Source organism: Sphingopyxis sp. LC81, assembly GCF_000756375.1.
Classification (GTDB): domain Bacteria; phylum Pseudomonadota; class Alphaproteobacteria; order Sphingomonadales; family Sphingomonadaceae; genus Sphingopyxis.
The window spans coordinates 87,011-105,314 of sequence record NZ_JNFD01000030.1; the positions used below are offsets into that span (position 1 = coordinate 87,011).

Annotated in this window: 11 protein-coding genes; 4 read left to right on the forward strand and 7 right to left on the reverse strand. The window is 65.3% G+C overall.

Translation table 11 applies throughout. The features are described 5' to 3' along the window. Positions 1 to 2: 2 nt before the first annotated feature. The 3 genes from FG91_RS15045 to FG91_RS15055 form a co-directional block, all read right to left on the reverse strand. Positions 3 to 2,261: a beta-glucosidase gene (locus tag FG91_RS15045; protein WP_152568126.1), complete on the reverse strand. Its 2,259-nt coding sequence runs from the start codon at positions 2,259 to 2,261 to the stop codon at positions 3 to 5. Positions 2,262 to 2,273: 12 nt separating this feature from the next. Continuing rightward, positions 2,274 to 2,906, reverse strand: coding sequence for a TetR/AcrR family transcriptional regulator (locus FG91_RS15050; protein ID WP_052187675.1), 633 nt, complete (start codon positions 2,904 to 2,906; stop codon positions 2,274 to 2,276). A 113-nt stretch (positions 2,907 to 3,019) separates the two neighbouring features. Then, positions 3,020 to 3,874, reverse strand: coding sequence for an SGNH/GDSL hydrolase family protein (locus FG91_RS15055; protein ID WP_037516385.1), 855 nt, complete (start codon positions 3,872 to 3,874; stop codon positions 3,020 to 3,022). 144 nt (positions 3,875 to 4,018) lie between these two features. Between FG91_RS15055 and FG91_RS15060 the strand changes: the two genes are divergently transcribed. Continuing rightward, entirely contained in the window at positions 4,019 to 6,298 is a 2,280-nt protein-coding gene (locus FG91_RS15060; RefSeq protein ID WP_037516386.1) for a TonB-dependent receptor, read from the forward strand. 577 nt (positions 6,299 to 6,875) lie between these two features. Here the strand turns inward: FG91_RS15060 and FG91_RS15065 are convergent. The 4 genes from FG91_RS15065 to FG91_RS15080 form a co-directional block, all read right to left on the reverse strand. Continuing rightward, positions 6,876 to 8,105 carry an MFS transporter gene (locus FG91_RS15065; protein ID WP_037516388.1) on the reverse strand — a complete coding sequence of 410 codons (1,230 nt, stop codon included), beginning with the start codon at positions 8,103 to 8,105 and terminating at the stop codon, positions 6,876 to 6,878. Positions 8,106 to 8,175: 70 nt separating this feature from the next. After that, complete coding sequence (locus FG91_RS15070; RefSeq protein WP_037516390.1) at positions 8,176 to 10,539, reverse strand: TonB-dependent siderophore receptor; 2,364 nt, start codon at positions 10,537 to 10,539, stop codon at positions 8,176 to 8,178. Then, positions 10,533 to 13,493, reverse strand: coding sequence for a beta-phosphoglucomutase (gene pgmB / locus FG91_RS15075; RefSeq protein WP_037516392.1), 2,961 nt, complete (start codon positions 13,491 to 13,493; stop codon positions 10,533 to 10,535). The genes FG91_RS15070 and pgmB overlap by 7 nt, the downstream gene beginning before the upstream one ends. 135 nt (positions 13,494 to 13,628) lie before the next feature. After that, a complete protein-coding gene (locus FG91_RS15080; RefSeq protein ID WP_037516394.1) occupies positions 13,629 to 14,627 on the reverse strand; it encodes a LacI family DNA-binding transcriptional regulator in 999 nt (332 codons plus the stop codon). Positions 14,628 to 14,779: 152 nt separating this feature from the next. Between FG91_RS15080 and FG91_RS15085 the strand changes: the two genes are divergently transcribed. From FG91_RS15085 to FG91_RS15095, 3 genes are all read left to right on the forward strand, one after another. Continuing rightward, positions 14,780 to 15,958 (forward strand): winged helix-turn-helix domain-containing protein, encoded by a 1,179-nt coding sequence (locus FG91_RS15085; protein WP_037516502.1) that lies wholly within the window; start codon positions 14,780 to 14,782, stop codon positions 15,956 to 15,958. A 92-nt stretch (positions 15,959 to 16,050) separates the two neighbouring features. Continuing rightward, a complete protein-coding gene (locus tag FG91_RS15090; RefSeq protein ID WP_037516503.1) occupies positions 16,051 to 16,962 on the forward strand; it encodes a LysR family transcriptional regulator in 912 nt (303 codons plus the stop codon). 95 nt (positions 16,963 to 17,057) lie between these two features. Next, the gene (locus FG91_RS15095) at positions 17,058 to 18,302 is read left to right on the forward strand and encodes an acyl-CoA dehydrogenase family protein (protein ID WP_037516397.1); all 1,245 of its coding nucleotides are present in this window, start codon (positions 17,058 to 17,060) and stop codon (positions 18,300 to 18,302) included. Positions 18,303 to 18,304: the final 2 nt, after the last annotated feature.

Sequence of the window (18,304 nt, forward strand, 5' to 3'; positions counted from 1 at the left end):
GCTCAGCGCTCCCGCTTTTCGGTCGCCGCGGTCAGCACCGCCGCGCCGTCCAGCATCGGCTCGCCCGCCGACTTGCCGACGAAGAAGTGATATTCACCGCGCGGCCGGGCCCATTGACCCGCCGCCTCGTCATACGAGAGCAGCAGCCAGGGATCGGCGTCGATCGTCACCTCCCGGCTTTCGCCAGGCTTCAGGCTGATCTTTGCCCAACCCGCGAGCCGGTGCGTCCGCCCGGGGGCCGCGACATAAAGCTGTGCGACCTCGGTGCCTTCGCGCGCGCCGGTGTTGGTGACCCGCGCCTTGACACTGAGCGCCTTGCCGCCGCGAAATTCCAGCGCGTCATAGCCGAAGCTGGTGTAGGTCAGGCCGAAACCGAACGGAAACAGCGGCTCGGCGCCGGTCCGTTCGAACCAGCGATAACCGATGTCGCTGCCCTCGACATAGTCGATCGGGAACGGATCATATTGCACCCCGATGCCCAGCGGACGCTGTTTCGCGGGATCATAGCCGACAACCATCTTGTGCGGCAGATGGTCGGCGGAGGCGGGAAAGCTGATCGGCAGACGGCCCTGCGGCGCGCTTTTTCCGGTCAGGATCGCCGCCATCGCCTCACCGCCGCGCTGGCCCGAGAACCAGGCTTCAAGCACCGCGCCGACCTTGCCAAGCCACGGCATCGCGACCGGATTGCCCGTCTGGAGAACGACGACGGTCTTCGCATTGGCGGTGGCGACCGCGTCGATCATCGCGTCCTGACCATAGGGCAGCGCGAAATCGGCGTGGTCGATGCCTTCCATTTCGGGCTTCACGGCGTAGACGATGACCAGATCGGCCGCTTTCGCGACGTCGGCGGCGCGCGCCGCGTCGCTGCCGCCGTCGAACACAATCGTCGCGGCGGGCAGCGCGGCTTGCAGCGCTTTCAGCGGCGACGACAGGCCATAGCTCGGCGCGAGGAGCGCCGACAGCGGGTTGGCGCCCGGCGCATCGCGATAGACCCCGCCCCACGGAATGACTTGCGACGATCCGCCGCCGAGCGGCACGCCCTTGTCGGCGTGGCGGCCGATCACCGCGATCGATTTCGCAGTGGCCGCGAGCGGCAGGACGCCGTCATTCTTGAGCAGCACCATCCCCGCTTCGGCGAGCGCCTGCGCGCGCGCGCTATGCGCTTCCTTGTCGATCGCACCGCCGGGGGCCGCGCGGTTATCGAGCGCACCGACGGCCTCCATCGAGCGAACGACGCGAAACGCCATGTCGCGCACCCGTGCCGAACTGATCTCGCCCGCCTTCACTGCGGCGGGAAGCCCTGCGAAATAATCCTGGTCCTGCGGCGATTGCTGGTCGAGCCCGGCGTCGACCGACGGTTTCAGGCTGTGGACTGCGCCCCAGTCGGACATCACCCAGCCGCGATATTTCCAGTCGCCCTTCAGCACGTCGCGCATAAGAAATTCATTCTCGCACGCATAGGTGCCGTTGACCTTGTTATAGGCGCACATGATCGACGCGGGCTGGCCGCGCTTGATGCCGATTTCGAAGGCGAGGAGGTCGGATTCGCGAAGGGCCGCCTCGCCAATGCGCGCGTCATAGACGAACCGGCCGCTTTCCTGCGGGTTCAGCGTATAATGCTTGATCGTCGAGGCGACATGATGATCCTGAATCCCGCGGATCTGTTCGGCGACGAGCGCACCCGCGAGCAGCGGATCTTCGCCCAGATATTCGAAATTGCGCCCGTTGCGCAGCTCGCGCGCCAGATTGACCCCGCCTGCGAGCATCACATTGATGCCCTTGGCAAAGGCTTCGGCGCCGACGATCCGGCCCGCCTCGCGCGCCATCGCGGGGTCGAAGGTCGCGGCGAGCGAGAGCGTCGCGGGCAGCGCGGTCGATTGCTGACCAGGGCGCAGATAGCCGATGTCGGCGACTCCCAGGCTGGCGTCGGCGAGATGCAGCGCCGGAAAATTCACGCGGCCGATCGCGGCGACATAGCCCGCGGTCCCGAGCGCGCCGGCGGGCTTCGGCTGGCGCATCGCTTCGGGAATGAAGGACGGCAGCGGAATCCCCAGGTCGAGCAGGCTGCCGCCCGCCTGCGACCGGGTGAGCGAAACCTGTTCGTCGAACGTCATCGCATCGACGATCGCCGCGGCGCGCGCATCGACGGCCTTTTGTTCCTTATCGTTCATCTTGTCCGCCTGTTTGGCCATCGCGGGGCCCGCCGGCCCGGCGAGTATCGTCGCAGCCGCCAGCATGGTGGCGGTCATGGTGCGTCCCATCAGTTTCTCCAATTATTTGTCTTGTTTGGCGCCCACCGACAGAACGCCGGTTTCGAGCCCCGCGGCCATCAGGCGGCGAAGCAGCTTTACCGAATCGCGCACGCTGCCCGGCGCCGGGGCAAGCACCTGCGCGACCGAGAGACCGCGCACCGCCCAAACGACCAGGCGCATGAGCGCCATCGCGCCGCGAACGTCGCCGGGTGCGGCGAGACGCGTGAACGCCAGCGCCTGCTCCTCGATCCGCGCCTGGACCGGCGCCAGCTTCTCGCAAAGTTGGGGGTCACTGCGCGATCCCAGAAAAATTTCGAGCACCGCGACGCCCGATGGCCGGCTCAACACATCCCACGCCATTTCGGGATAGGCGAGCAGGCGCTGTTCGGGATCCTTGATGCTCGTCAGATATTCGCTGTAACGCTCCAATTCTTCATCGAACACCGCTTCGACGACAAAGGTCATCAGGTCGGCTGCGGTACGAAACTGGTGCAGCATCGCACCGCGGCTGACGCCCGCCTTTTCGGCGACGAGCATCGTCGAGGTCGCGGCATAGCCATGCTCGTGAAGCGCGTCGATCGCGGCCGCCAGTAAGACCTCCCGTGTTCCGGCGCTTCTTTCCGCCTGCGTCCGTCTCCGCGCTTTCTCGGCCATGAATTTCTCTCCGCATTTACAAGCAGTATTGACCGTAACATATGGCAGCCATAAAAGCATGGCAAGCATAAAGGAGAAGCCGCCATCGGCCCGCCTATCGCGGCCTGCCGGGACTATGACCCTTTGCGCGCCGCCTCAGTGAGCGCGCTTTCGGCGATCGGCTGCATGACAGCATAGCCCGCAGCGGTGGGGTGGACGCCGTCCGCCGCATGCGCCTTTGACAGCCCGCGGCGACCATCATCGAGCGCTCGATGATAATCGGCATAGACGAGACCCTTTTCGGCCGCGAGCGCGCGGAGGCGCGCGTTGAGCGCCACGATCGATTCCGCCGGGTCGATGCCGGGCCGCCAGTCGAAGCGGTTGGCGGGCAGGACCGACCCCAGCACGACCGCGATATTGTTCGCAGCGGCGAGATCGATCATGCTGCGGATATTATCCTCGACGGCATCGAGCGAGGTCGGGCCGCCATTGCCGGCGATGTCGTTGGTGCCCGCCATGATGTGTACGATGCGCGGTTTCAGGTCGACGACGTCGGCGCGAAAGCGCGCGACCATCTGAGTGGTCGTCTGGCCGCTGATGCCGCGATCGATACGGTCGCCGGTGAAAAAGCCGGGCTGTTCGTTCAGCCAGCCTTCGGTGATCGAATCGCCGATGAAGACGATCCGGTTGGGCGTCGCCGGCGGCAGCGCGGCATTGTCCTTGCGATAGCGGCAACGGCCGGGATAGTCGGCGAGCAGCAGATCCTGCTGCCATTTCGCATAGAGCGCCATCCCCTCGGCGGATCGCGGCGGCGGCGATTCGCCCGCTGTCAGCGCGGCCTTTGCACGAGCCATATAGTCCGCAATCACCGCCGGCATGGCGGGCAAGGCGCCGCAAGGATCGGCAACGACACCGGCTTGCGGCGCGGGTTCGGCCGCGGCGAGCGGCGCCGCCGCCAAGGCAAGAAGCAGATAAATCGACCTTTTCATAACCAGCCCTTCTTTCCCGACATTGACGCGACGGTAGTTCCGATATCCGCAACATACAAGCGATCTTGACTGCTTGTATGTTGCAGGCCTATCTGGCGCCATTAACGACATCGGCGTCCAGAACGTCAAATTGGGGAGGTTAGCATGGTTCACAAAACAGCGGCGCGACATCTGTTGCTCGGATCGGCGGCGGCGATGACGCTGTTCGCGGCGCCCGCGACGGCGCAGGACGCCGGCGGCAGCGCGGCGTCCGCGAACGACGGCGACGAAATCATCGTCACCGCCACCCGCCGCGAGGAACGGTTACAGGATGTTCCGGTTTCGGTGACCGCCGTGTCGGCTCAGGACCTCGCCCGTTCGGGGTTGAAGGAAGTCAGCGACATTCAGTATCTGGCGCCGAACATCACCTTTTCGGCGACCAACCCGGTGTCGAACGGCGGCGGCTACCAGATCCGCGGCGTCGGCACGCAAACCTATGACAGCGGCGTCGAACAGACCGTCGGCCTCGTCATCGACGGCGTCGTCATCGGCCTGTCGCGCGATCCCGGTTCGACCGGATTTTCGGACATCGAGCGGCTTGAGGTGCTTCGCGGCCCGCAGGGTACGCTGTTCGGCAAAAATTCCAGCGCCGGCGTGATCCAGGTCATCACCAAGAAACCGCGTCTCGGCGAATCCTCGATGTCGCTCGACCTCAAATATGGCGAACGCAACGACCGCGCGGTGCAGGCGAGCGCCAATGTCCCGCTGGGCGACACGCTTGCCCTTCGCCTTTCGGGCTATAGCAATGCGCAGGACGGCGCGATCCCCTATGTGCTCGACAAATCGCGCGCCGTGGGCGACCGCCGGAACAACGGTCTTCGCGCAAAATTGCTGTGGGAAGCCGGCGAGAATGTCTCGGTCCTGCTGTCGGGCGAATATCAGACGGCGTTCGCGCGCGACGGCGCGATCATCGAATCGCTGGGAACCAGCGCGCTCTATAATTCGCAGTTCGCCCGATTTGCGGTGAAGCCGGGTTCGAACGTCTATGCCAGCTATATGGACGGCGACTGGACCGCCGACACCTCGCTCTATGCGGGGTCGGCCGAGATCAATGTCGGGCTTGGCGATCACACGCTGACCTCGATCACTTCCTATCGCCACCTCAAGACGCTGCAGCTGTCCGACATCGACGCTTCGCCCGCCAATGTGTTCAACAACAGCGACGGCGGCGTCGACAGCAACCAGTTCACGCAGGAACTGCGCCTGACCTCGCCGGGCGGGCAGCGGCTCGAATATGTGCTCGGCCTCTATTATTATCGCACCGAAAATTCCGGTTATGCGGCGCAATATGGCAATTATTACGGGCTGTTCGGGGCCCCCGTCGTCATCGGCGGCGGGCGCCGCGACGGGACGAACAAGGTGCGCAGCCTCGCCGCATTCGGCAATATCACCTTCGAAATCACCGACGCCGTCAAGCTGATCGGCGGCCTCCGCTACACCAACGACCGCAACCATGGCACGCTGGTCGTGACGCCGCTGCCCTTCCCCGCCGTGCCGCTCGGCCGGCTCCCCAATTACGACGGCACGGTGCGCGCCGATAATCTCTCGGGCAAGGTCGGCGTCCAGTTCGAACCGAGCCGCGACGTCATGATGTACGCCACCTATTCGACCGGGTTCAAGGGCCCGGCGATCGACGGTACCGGCGGTGTCATCCGCGAAGTTCGTCCCGAAACCGTCAAAAGTTGGGAAATCGGCGCCAAGACGAGCTTCCTCGATGGCAAGGCCACCTTCAACCTAGCGCTCTATTGGTCGAATTTCCGCAACTTCCAGGCGCAGACCTTCGACACCACGATCACCCCGCCGGCCTTCTATCTGTCGAACGCCGGCATGCTCCGCGCGCGCGGGGTCGAGGTCGAAACCAGCTTCCGTGTCACCCCGGCGCTCCGTCTTTCGGCCAGCGGAGCCTATAATGACTCGACCTTCCGCGATTATGACGGCCAATGCTATCCGGGCCAGCCGATCTCGCCGGTCGTCGGCGAGGGATGCTATGTCGCGCCGGGGACGACCACGACGGTCGCCAATTATCGCGGCTATCCCCTGCCCAATGCGCCCAAATGGTCCTATATCCTGCGCGCCGATTACAAGCAGGCGGTGGGCGGCGACACGGCGATCGATGCCGCGGCCAATTGGGCCTGGCGTTCGAAGACCCAGGCGGTGATTGGCGATCCCAAAGCCGAGATCACGTCCTATGGCCTGCTCAACGGCACATTGGGCATCGGTGCCGAGGACGGCAGCTGGCGTTTTGGCATCTATGCCCGCAACCTGCTCGACAAGCGTTTCTATGCCCCCTACGCGGCCGGCGTCATCAACCCCGGCGGCTATGCAAAGATCGTGATGCCGGAGGCGTTCCGGACGATCGGCGGGACTTTGAGCTTCCGGTTCTGATCGACTTAGACATAAGGCGGCCTCCTCACGACAAAGCGAGGAGGCCGCGGCGGCGGCGCCGATTGTAACGTACCAACCGAGGCATTCCCCTGTCCTATCTCTTTTGCTCCATCCTCAAATGGGGCGCGTTCCATATCCCCGTCGGATCAAATGCAACGGCGGCTTCTGGTCGTCCGTATGAGATGTGCGGATGGCCGACATTGAGGCGCAAAGTAGCCATCGAAATATGTCGCGAGAGCAAGTGAGTTGAGTCAGGCGCGCCAATCCGGCGTTTGTCTGAAGGATGCTCATGATGACTTTGAAAGCCCCACCATTTCGCTATTTGCGTACACCCGAGGCTGCACGTTTCCTCAGCCTATCGCCGCGAACGATGGAGAAACACCGGGCCATTTCTTTCCAGACATGCGAAAGACCGCGCCAAAGCAGCCTGGCTTTGCGCAACAAGCGCCGACATATCGTTGTTACCATGGAACGGCGATGAAAGAGGCATAGCGCCTATTTTACGGCAATGTGCCGATTGCGGCCCGCCGGCTTTCAGCAGAATTGGAAAAAATCAGCCGCGCACGCTTGTTCGGAATCAGGCTTCTATCGCCTGGATTCTGCGGCGGAGCAGGAAGAGACCGCCCGCGAGCATCGCCGTCGGGACAAGCATCAACGTGAACGCGGTGCGCCCGTCGAGATGCGCGAAGAGCTGGCCGGTGACCAGCGACCCCGTCGTGCCGCCAAGCGCCGAAAAAACAACGACAAGCCCCATCAGCGGTGGATGGCTGCGCCCCGGCATCGCGCTCAGCATCACCGAGACGATCGTCGGATAGATGGGCGCGAGCGCGAAGCCGATCAGCGGGAACAGGAAAGCGGCGAGCGGGGCATCGCCCCAGCTGGCGATCGGGCCAGGCCGCAGCCCGTCAGCGAGCGGCAGAACGAGGATGATCAGCGCCGCGAGCAAGGCAAGGCAGATGTTGAGCACCGGATACCAGTCGAAACGCGCCATCACCGCACCCGCACCGAAGCGCCCGAGCGCGATGCACGCCGCGAACAGGCTGGCCGCCTGCACGCTCATCTGCGCGGGAAGATGCAGCACTTCGTTGTTGAAGGTCGGCAGCCAGGTTCCGATCCCCTGCTCGATCAGGACGAAGATGAAGGCGCACAGGATGAAGATGAGGACGAGCGGCAGCGCGGCGAGTTTCAGCATGGCAAGGATCGGCGCGCTTTCGGCCTCGACCGCATCGCCCCCCTCGTGCGCGCGCTGCGCGTCGACGGGCGCCGAGAGCAAAAGCGCCAGCGCCATCGCGGTTATACCGCCGAGGACCCAATAGGCATTCAGCCAGCGCAGCCCCGTGGGATCGATGAAGGCGCTGAACACCCAATAGGAGGAGAGGACGCCGACCATGAACATGCCTTCGATCAGGCTGGTCAGGCTGGCATGCTTTCGCGGGCTGTCGGTGACGAGGCCGATCATCGAATAGACGACGACCTTGGCAACCGCAAAGGCCGCGCCGACCATCGCGAAATGGAGCTGCGCGGCGCCGAAGCTACCGACCAGCGGCATCACGATACAGCCGGCGATCGCGAGGATGAGCGCGCCGATCAACGCGTTGCGAAGGCCAAAACGCGGCAAGTAGCTCGCGGTCACAAACGACACGACCGCGATCGTGATGTCCTTGAAGCCTTCGAGCGTGCTCGCCTGCGGCTTGGTGACATCGAAACTGGAAATCGACTGAAGGATCACCGTCCCGACGCTGTTGAGCAACATCGCAAAAGCGACATAGGTCAGGATCAGCGCGGCGATCAGTCGGGTGCGGGCCATCGGCTGTCCTTAGCAGAAAAAGAAGGGGTGGCCGCGAAGAGGCCGCGGCCACCCAGGGAGGGATGATCCTTTAGAATTTATACGCGGCGCTGAAACGGAACGACCGGCCGAGGATCGGGCGTGCGTTGACGACTTCGCCCCCCGTCTGCCCCAATGTGCGCGGATCGCCTTCGGTCAGGCCGACCTTGTCGGTCAGATTGTCGGCGGTCACCGCAAAGGTCAGCGCGTCGTTGACGTCGACCGTCACCCCCGCATCGATCTTGAAATAATGCGGCAGCGACTGGGTGTTCGCGGTGTCGGAGAAGCGGTCGCCGACATAGCTGAAGGTCGAATAGAGCGAGACCTTGCTATTGTCGCCGAACTCGATGTCATACGACGGCGTCACGCGCCATTGCCATTTCGGCTGGCGTTGCACGCGGTTGCCGCTGAGGTCGATCGTCCCGCCGCCAGCGAAGAAATCGCGGTACTTCGCATCGAGCCAGGTGCCCGAAAAAGCGATGGCGAAATTGTCGATCGGCCGGATCTGCCCTTCGAGCTCGATCCCCGTGCTGCGCGCGCCGCCGATGTCGGCAACCGGCGCGCCATTCTGGATCACCGTGGTCACCAGCCCCTTGAACTTGGTATGGAACAGCGTGGCATAGAGCGACACGAGATCGGTGCGGACTTTCACCCCGCCCTCGAAATTGTCGACGCGCGGCGACACGAAAATCCCGTCGCGCAGATTGTCGAAGAAGGGGTTGGTGTTGCCGCGGTTGTAGCGGGCATAGACGCCAACCGACGACGAGATGTCGTAGTTCAGCCCCGCGGTCCACGACCAGGCGCCCTTCTTGTACGCGATATTGCGGAAGGTGCCGTTGAGCACCGCGGTGCCGTTATTGTACAGCGTGTTGGGGTTGTTGTCGGTGTCGACCGAGCTGTTGTTCTCGATCGTGCCCGTCGCCTTGTAATTCTGGTAGCGGATGCCGGCATCGAAACGCAGCTCGGGCGTGATCTGGAACTCGTCGACCGCATAGAAGGCATATTCGCGGCCGTCATAGGCAGCGTTGACGTTGAAGAACGACCCTTGGGTAAAGCCGTTGCTCGACGCGACCCGGCCGTCGGCGAGCGTCAGGTTGAGCAGGCGTCCGTGGTTTTCGGCGGTCAGCAGGTGGACGTTGCCGAGGTTCCATTGATCGTTCGACGAAAAGTCCGAATAATAGGCGCCGACGGTGAACTTGTTGCTCCCGCTTTCCCATTCGACCGCGAGGTCGTTGGTGAAATCCTCGATCTGCTTGCGCACGATCCATGTGCCCGCGCGGATCACCTGCTGGGTGCCGGCGACCGCCTGCCCGCCATTGACATAGGTCAGGCTGCCCACCGTGCTGCCGAGCGAGGCGGCATAGGCGTTCGCGGTGGTCGCGGTGCTGGCGGGGACGAGACCGGTCGTGTCGGCATCGCCCTTGAGATAGCTCGCGCGATAACGCAGCTGGAAACCCTCGCCGATCTCGTAATCGAAATTGGTGCCGAGGTTGATGAGCTTGGCGCCGCGACCGTCGGCGAGGTCGGCGCGCGTCCCGTCGGGAAGCGTGCTGAGCCGCGTTTCGGGGCCCGCGAGCACACCGGTGCCGGGGTCGATATTGCCGAACTGGCGCACCTTGTTGCCGTCGCGGATCACCGGGATCGGCAGCAGCCACTGGCCGCGATCGTTGAGGTAGCGCGCGAAGACGAGGATCGAGCCCTTATCGAGATCGTGGCGGACGTTGGCGGTGATCTGGCCGCCCTTTTCGGCGGTGAAGCCGGGGCTGCGGATGCCCTCGCCGCTCGAATAATAGCCGCCGACCATGAAGCTGGTGTTCTCGCCGAGCGGGCCCGAGAGCAGCATGTCACCGCGCAGGTCGCCATAATCGGTGATGCTGGCCTTCACGAGACCCTCGAAATCGCGCCCGCCTTCCTTCTGGACGAAGTTGACGGTGAGGCCGGGCTGGCCGCTGCCGAACAGCGCGCCGGTGCCGCCGCGAACCGCCTCGACGCGCTCGATCGTCTCGTCGATGCGGATCAGCTGGGTGTTTTCGAGGAACGACAAGGTCGGCGGCGAGAAGAAGGGAACGCCCTGCACCATCAGCGTGACGAATTCGGCGTCGCCACCCGACGGATAGCCGCGCACGAAGATGTTGGCGCCATTCTGGCCGCCCGAGCTTTCGGCCGACACGCCCGGGATGACCTTGAACAGGTCGGCGGTGCTGTTCGGCGCGGCGCGATCGATCGCGTCCGAGTTGATGCTGGTGATCGCGAACGCCGCGTCCTGGCGGTTGACGCCGCCGCCGGCGGTGCCGGTGACGATGATTTCTTCATTGGCCGCCGCCGCGTCGTCGGGCTGAGGCGCTTCCTGGGCGAAAGCCGTGGCCGGCAGCGCGAGCAGCGCAATCGACGACAGCAGATAGGTCCGATTCAACATGGCATATCCTCCACTTTACCTGTTCTGATTGAAAGGCGTCCGCGCGCCGCCGCTTCCTGTTCTGTCGACAGGATCTGGCCGAGCGTGAGTTCGCCGATGGCGGGGACGTGCAGGTCGGCATCGGGCAGCGCCTCTTCCGACCCGATGCCAATCGCCACCATGCCCGCCGCATGGATGGCCGAAATTCCCGCTTGTGCATCTTCGATGCCGACGCACTGGTTCGGGGCGAGGCCCATGCCATCGGCACAGGCCAGAAAGATGTCGGGCGCCGGCTTTCCTTGCGCGACCGCGCCAGCGTCGGCGACGAAGTCGAACTGGTCGGCAATACCAAGCAGTCGCACGACGTCACCGGCGTTGCGGCTCGCCGATGCAAGGCCGATTTTCAACCCGGCGGCGCGCAGCTCGGCAAACAGGCCGGTGACGCCCGCGAAGAGATTGGCGGGCGAATAATCGGCCAGCCGCGCCCGGTAGAGCGCATTTTTTTCCGCGAGCATCGCATCGAACGCCTCGGCATCGATCGCGGCGCCGGCCTGATCGAGGATCAACCGCAGCGACCCCGCGCGGTCGACCCCCTTCAACCGCTCGTTCACCGCGCGGTCGAAAGCAAAGCCATATGTATCGGCGAGCGCCTGCCACGCCTGATAATGATCCTCCGCGGTGTCGGTCAGCACGCCGTCGAGGTCGAAGATCGCCCCCTTCACCGTCGGCCGCGCCAGCGTCGAGGGCGCCGCGCCGACGCGCAGCGAACGCCCATGATCGAGAATGTCGAGCGGCGCGCCCGACAACAGGCGATAGGTGCAGCCCGCCGCGTGGACCGCAAGCTCGATCACGCTGCCGCGCCATTGCAGGCGGAAGCGGTAGCCTTGCCAAGCCGACGGAAGCGTCGGCGCGAACGCCGGCACCCGCCCGTCGAGCCGCAATCCGCCCCACCCCTGCGCCAAGACCAGCCAGCTTCCCGCCAGCGCGGCCATATGCAAGCCGTGCGACGTATTGCCGTGGCGATCTTCCAGATCGACGAACGCGCATTCGCGCATGAAATCGAGCGCCGCCGTCTCGTCGCCGAGCCGTGCCGCAGCGATCGCGAAAGACACCGACGAGAGCGTCGAATCATGCGTCGTGACGCGGCCATAATAGTCGAGGTTGCGCCGTTGCTGCGACACCGGCATCGACACCAGGTCCATCGCCATCGCCTGGACGACATTACCCTGCTTCGCCACCTGGTGCCGGAACAGGATCATCGGGTGATAAATCATCAACAGCGGTCCGTCGTGAACGGGCGATTTCAGACCGGGCAGTTCGGGGCGCCCCAGAAAGGCGTCGTCCTGCGGATTGATGCCGAGCACCGCGTCAACGGGCAGCCACATCGCGTCCGCCGCCTTGCGCCACGTCGCGATCTCGTTCTCATCGAGACCGATCGCGTCCGCCAGCGCCCCGAGATCACCCCGCGCGCGCAGCCAGTCCGCCGTTTCGGCCGCATAGCCAAGGTGCCGGCGCGCGATCGCGTTGGTGTAGAAATCATTGTCGACGAGCGCCGAATATTCGTCGGGCCCGGTCACGCCATGGATGCAGAAAGCGCCGCCGCGCCGCGCATCAAACGCCCCGATCTCGATCCACATGCGCGCGGTTTCGAACAGCATTTCGGCCGCGCGCAGACGAAACGCCTCATCGCCCGTCGCCGCAACGTAAAGCGCGAGCGCATAGGCGATGTCGCCATTGATGTGATATTGCGCCGACCCCGTCGGATAGTGCGACGAGCATTCGTCGCCCGCGATCGTCCGCCACGGATAGAGCGCGCCCCGCGCATGGCCAAGCGCCCTTGCGTGTGCCCGCGCCCGGTCGAGCTTGCCGATGCGATAGGCCAGCAAGGTGCGCGCCTTGGCGGGCGCCTGCAACGCAAGCACCGGCAGCATGAAGGTTTCGGCGTCCCAGAAATAATGGCCTTCATAGCCTTCGCCGGTCAGCCCCTTGGCGCCGATACTGTGGTCCGGATCGCGGCTCGCCGACTGGTGGAGCTGGAACAGGTCGAAGCGCAGCGCCTGGGTCAGCGCGTCGTCGCCGTCGATCGCGAAAGCCGCGCTGTCCCAGAGCGCCTCGACTGCGGCATTCTGGCCTTCGGCGATCGCGTCGAAATCGGTTGCCGCATCGTCGAACACCGCGGGGCCGACCGGGCGGCCGCGCGCGGATGCCAGCGCGACCACCCGGTCGATCGTCAGGGTGCCGCCGGCGACCAGCGTGCCGCGCACGACATGCCCCGCGCCCTCGTCCGCCACTTCGGCGGCGGGGGCGGCGACATGCTGGCGATAGGCGAGCTCGACGGCATCCTGCGCGAACCGGGTGACCGTGGACGGGTCGCCCGGCAGGGGGGATATGGTGGTCCAGACCGGCCGCAACCGCGCCGAGATGCGCGGATCGTCGACCTCGGCGCCGCCAGCGCCCATGCCTTCGACCCCGTAGGTCAGCCGCACCTCGACCGCGCCGCCGAAATCGATCGGCCGGAGGCGGATGCGCGACGCGACACAAGCGCCGCCAGCGAGCGGGACGATGCGATCGACTGCAATTTCGAGCGTGCGCCCCCCGGCAAGCCGCCAGCGCGAGAGGCGGCGAAGCTGGCCGGTCGCGAAATCGAGCGCGCTTTCGGTTTCGACAAGGTCGGCGCCGCCGAAATCGACCGGCTCGCCGTCGATATGCAGGCGCAGCAGCACCGGGCTGGGACACGGAACGCGCGTATCGGTCGCGCTCGCATAGCCGGGAAAGCTTTCATGATAGGCGATCGGCCGGCTGACATAAGCGTCGGGCAGATAGGCGCAGGGCCGGTCCGCGCGCTCGTCGATCAGGCCTTCGACGCCGACCAGCCCGTTGGCGAGCGCAAAGAGCGCCGCCGCCTGCGCGCCGGTCGCGGCATCGCCATGGCGGACAAGCCGCATCGCTTCTGAAGGATTTTCGATTGTCGCCACGCACCCTCACCCACGGCGAAGGCTGCTTGGCCCTCCGCTCTGGGGTTCGGTTTCCCGCAAAATGGTATCGATGTCAAGGTATCGATACCATTTTGCGGGAAACCCCTGGAAAGCAACGATAAGCGACCCTGTCAGCTAGCTGTCGCGGACGATTAGCGCGACCGGCATCGCACGCGAGTCGACCGCTTTTCCGGCCACCATGGCGAGCACCTTTTGCGCGAGCAACTCGCCGCCGACGCCCCAATCCTGCCGGATGCTCGTCAGGCGGGGCGAAAACAACGCCGCGCCGGGCGAATCGTCGAAGCCGACCACCGACACGGCACCCGGCACATCATGTCCGCGCGCCTGCAGCGCCTCGATCGCGCCCATCGCAATCGCATCGCTGCTCGCAAAAATGCCGTCGAAGCCGGGGTTGCCGCCTTCGAGCAGCGGCGCGACCGCGTCGCGGCCCGCGGCGAGGGTGAAGGCGCAGGGAATATTGGCGACCAGCACCGCGTCCGAACCCGCGAGCCCGGCATGGAAACCATTGAGGCGATCCTCGGCCTCGCCATGCTCCGCGTCGCCGAGGAACAGGAGCCGGCGCCGTCCGCGGCCAAGCAGATATTCGGCCGCCAGGCGCCCGCCCTCGCTATTGTCGCTGCCGACGACGATCCGTTCGGGCGGGCCATGTTCGGCGCCCCAGACCACATAGGGCAGCCCGGTCGCCTCGATCACGGCAGCGGCGTCGTCATGCACCCCCTGCCCCAGCAGGATCACGCCGTCGGCCGAGGGTGGCGCTTCCGAAAACAGGTCGATGGTGGTGAGCACCATATTCTGTCCCGCCGCAGTCAATTCCTGCAGGATGCCGCCGAGCAGCAGCAACGGATAGGGCTCGCTCATCAGGCGCTCGTGCGACGGCGTCATTTCGATCACGACCGCGATCGTTCGCGTGCGCTGTTGCCGCAGGTTGCGCGCCGACACGTTGAGCCGGTAACCCATGCGCTCGGCGGTCTCGCGGATCAGCGTGCGCGTACTTTCTTTAACCGTCGAATGGTTCGACAGCGCGCGCGAAACGGTGATTTTCGCGACGCCCAGTTCGCGAGCGACATCCGCCATCGTCGGCCGCGCGCCGTCGTTGGCCTTTCCTTTACTCACCCGCAACGTCGCACGGTGTCGGATGGCGAGAATCGATGCGCTGAGCCATGCCGCACCCCTAACGCCCGACGGCCGGCTTTCACAAGCCGCTTCGCAGCCAGCGGCATCCATGACGGTTGACGCTCCCCCATGCCGGCGCCAAGCCTGCGCGCGTGACGATCACCCTCTCTCTCAAGGAAGCGCGCCGCATCGCGCTTGCCGCGCAGGGATTCGGCGCCCGCCGCCCCGACCAGCCGACGGCCCTCCATTTGCGCAAATCGCTGGGCCGTCTGGGACTTTTCCAGATCGATAGCGTCAATGTCCTGGCGCGCGCGCATTATCTTCCCGCCTTCTCGCGGCTCGGCGGCTATGACCGCACTTTGCTCGAGCGCGATGCTTGGGGTCCCACCCGCCAGCGACGCCTGTTCGAATATTGGGCGCACGAAGCCTCGCTGCTTCCGCTCGACCTTCATCCGCTGCTCCGCTGGCGAATGGCGCGCGCCGAGCGCGGCGAGATCGGCTATCAGGCGCTGAAGCGCTTTGCGACCGAGCACCGCGCCGAAGCACAGGCCGTGCTCGACCGGATCATCGCCGAAGGGCCGCTGGCGGCCGCCGATTTCGAGAATGGATCGAGCAAAAGCGGCTGGTGGGAATGGAGCCACACCAAGCACGCCCTCGAATTTCTGTTCTGGTCGGGCCGGATCACCACCGCGACGCGACGCGGCAGCTTTGCGCGGGTCTATGACCTGCCCGAACGCGTATTGCCCAAGGCCGTTCTCGACCTGCCCACCCCCGATGCCGCAAGCGCGCAACGCGCGTTGATCGAACGGAGCGCCCGCGCGCTCGGCGTCGCGACCGCTTCGGATTTGCGCGACTATTATCGCCTGAAGCCCGACGAAGCCGATCATGCGATCGCTGCCGAGGCCGAGGAGGGCACCCTCATCTCCGCACGCGTCGAAGGCTGGAGCCAGAAGGTCTGGTTACACCGCGACGCCCGCGTGCCCCGCCGCATGACCGGCGCGGCGCTGCTCGCGCCGTTCGACCCCCTGATCTGGGAGCGCAGCCGCACCGAACGGCTGTTCGGATTCCGTTACCGCATCGAAATCTATGTCCCGCAGGGCAAGCGCACGCATGGCTATTACGTCCTGCCCTTCCTGATGGACGACGCGCTGGTGGCGCGCGTCGATCTCAAGGCCGACCGCCAGGCCGGCGTCCTGCTCGCGCACCGGATCACGATCGAACCGGGCGCGCCCGCCGAAACGCTGGAGCGTCTCGCGATCGAACTCGATCGGATGGCGGCATGGCTGGGCTTGGGAGGCGTCCGGATCGGCGTGACGATCGCGTCATCCTGAGCGGCAGGGTCCCGCGCCGCCGGGTTCACTTCCGCATCATTAGCGATTAGGCCGATGATCCGTCACACGCCGGTTTGGCAGAGGAGGACGTCTTGCGGCAGCTCGCCAGATTCGATCTCAACCTGCTGCGGATATTCGACGCCATCTTCGTCAAGGGCGGCGTATCGGCGGCGGCGCGCCATCTGAACCTGTCGCAGCCGGCGATCAGCCACGCCCTGACACGCCTGCGAACGCAGTTCGACGACCCGCTCTTCGTGCGGCAGGGCAACGGGCTGGTGCCGACCCCGGCGGCGCGCGCGATCGCCGGGCCGGTGCGCGAGGCATTGCGCGGACTCGACGCCGCGCTCGACGCCGCCGCCTCATTCGACCCCGCCGAGGCGACGCGCGAATTCCGTATCGGGGTGCGCCTGTCGGGTGAGATGCCGCGCTTCTCCTCGCTCGTCGCGCGCGTCCGGCGCGAAGCCCCGCACGTCGCACTCGCGAGCGTGACCTTCCGCCGCCGCGACCTCGTTATGATGCTCGCGAGCGGCGACCTCGACCTCGCGCTCGATGTCGCGCTGCCCGCCGACGACCGGCTCCAGCGCCATTATCTCGGGACCGAGCCCATCGTCGTCGTCGCGCGCAAGGGCCATCCGCGCGTCGACGGCGCGATCGATCTCGACACCTATCTCGCGCTCGAACATATCATCGCGACGTCGCGGCCCTATGGCCCGGGGATCGAGGATATGGCGCTCGGCCGCATGGGCCTCGCGCGGCGCGTCGCGGTGCGCTGCCAGCATGCGATCACCGCGTGGCAGATCGTCGCCTCCTCCGACATGCTGTTTTCGCTACCGCGCTCGCACGCCGAAGTGCTCGCCGCGATGGGACCAATGCAGCTCGTCGACCTGCCGCTGCCGGTCGAACAAGGCGGAAGCTATCTTTACTGGCACCAGGCCGCGCAGGCCGATCCGGGGCTTGGCTGGCTGCGCACGATCATCGCTGACGAGCTCGCGCAGACCGCATAGTCATTCGCCTTGCGAATAAACTATATTCGCACCTATCATTTTCCTTGATGACATGGCGCGGCTAGACTGCGGGCGAAACCCAGCGGAGGATTGCCATGACCGAGATCGAACTCGAAGCCGAACTCAACGACCTCAGAATGTCGAAGGAAGCACAGCCGCTGTTCGATGCGGTCAAGCGCCACATCGCCGAGAATGTCGATCCGATCACCGAGGAGTTCTTCCGGCTCGGCGAAGGCCGCGCCGACCGCTGGAGCTGGGCGCCGGGGCAGCTCGAACTGCTCGAAGGTGCGAAGGACAAGGCGAAGGCCGCGGGCCTGTGGAACTTCTTCCTCCCGCATGGTGACACCGGGACCCCGCTCAGCAACCTCGACTATGCCTATATCGCCGCCGAGCTCGGCAAGTCGCCGCTCGCGTCGGAATCGCTGAACTGCTCGGCGCCCGACACGGGCAATATGGAAGTGCTCGAAATGGTCGGCACGCCCGAACAGAAGGAAATGTGGCTCAAACCGCTGCTGAACGGCGAAATCCGTTCGGCCTATGTGATGACCGAACCCAACGTCGCCTCGTCGGATGCCAGCAACCTCGAAACGCGTGCGCGTCTCGAAGGCGATGAGTGGGTGATCAACGGCGAGAAATATTTCATCAGCGGCGCCGGCGATCCGCGCTGCAAGATCCTGATCTGCATGGTGAACACCAACCCCGAGGCGGCGCGAAAGGCGCAGCATTCGCAGATCCTCGTGCCGATGGACACGCCCGGCGTGCAGGTGCTCGGCCCGATGCACGTCTTCGGCGCCGACCATGCGCCGCAGGGGCATATGCACATGCGCTTCGACAATGTCCGCGTGCCCAAGGACAATATTCTGCTCGGCGAGGGCCGCGGGTTCGAGATTTCGCAGATGCGCCTCGGGCCGGGGCGCATCCATCACTGCATGCGCACGATCGGCAAGGCCGAGCGCGCGCTCGACCTGATGGTGAAGCGCGGCAATTCGCGCACCGCTTTTGGCCGCCAGATCTCGCAGCTCGGCAAGAATCTGGAGGTGATCGCGCGTGCGCGGATCGAGATCGAGGCGATGCGCCTGATCGTGCTCAAGGCCGCGAAGGCGATGGACCTGCTCGGCAACCGCGAAGCGCGCGTCTGGGTCAGCATGGCGAAGGCGATGGTGCCCGAACGGACGTGCCAGATCATCGACCAGGCGATCCAGATCCACGGCGCGACCGGCATCTCGCAATGGACCCCGCTCGCCGATCTTTACGCCGACGTGCGCCACCTGCGTTTCGCCGACGGTCCCGACGAGGTCCATTATATGGTGGTCGGCCGCGAGGAACTGGGGCGGCACTGAGG

Coding starts and splice junctions, on each gene's coding strand:
- FG91_RS15045 (WP_152568126.1), bottom strand. CDS start 2,261: ATGGGACGCACCATGACCGCCACCATGCTGGCGGCTGCGACGATACTC.
- FG91_RS15050 (WP_052187675.1), bottom strand. CDS start 2,906: ATGGCCGAGAAAGCGCGGAGACGGACGCAGGCGGAAAGAAGCGCCGGA.
- FG91_RS15055 (WP_037516385.1), bottom strand. CDS start 3,874: ATGAAAAGGTCGATTTATCTGCTTCTTGCCTTGGCGGCGGCGCCGCTC.
- FG91_RS15060 (WP_037516386.1), top strand. CDS start 4,019: ATGGTTCACAAAACAGCGGCGCGACATCTGTTGCTCGGATCGGCGGCG.
- FG91_RS15065 (WP_037516388.1), bottom strand. CDS start 8,105: ATGGCCCGCACCCGACTGATCGCCGCGCTGATCCTGACCTATGTCGCT.
- FG91_RS15070 (WP_037516390.1), bottom strand. CDS start 10,539: ATGTTGAATCGGACCTATCTGCTGTCGTCGATTGCGCTGCTCGCGCTG.
- FG91_RS15095 (WP_037516397.1), top strand. CDS start 17,058: ATGACCGAGATCGAACTCGAAGCCGAACTCAACGACCTCAGAATGTCG.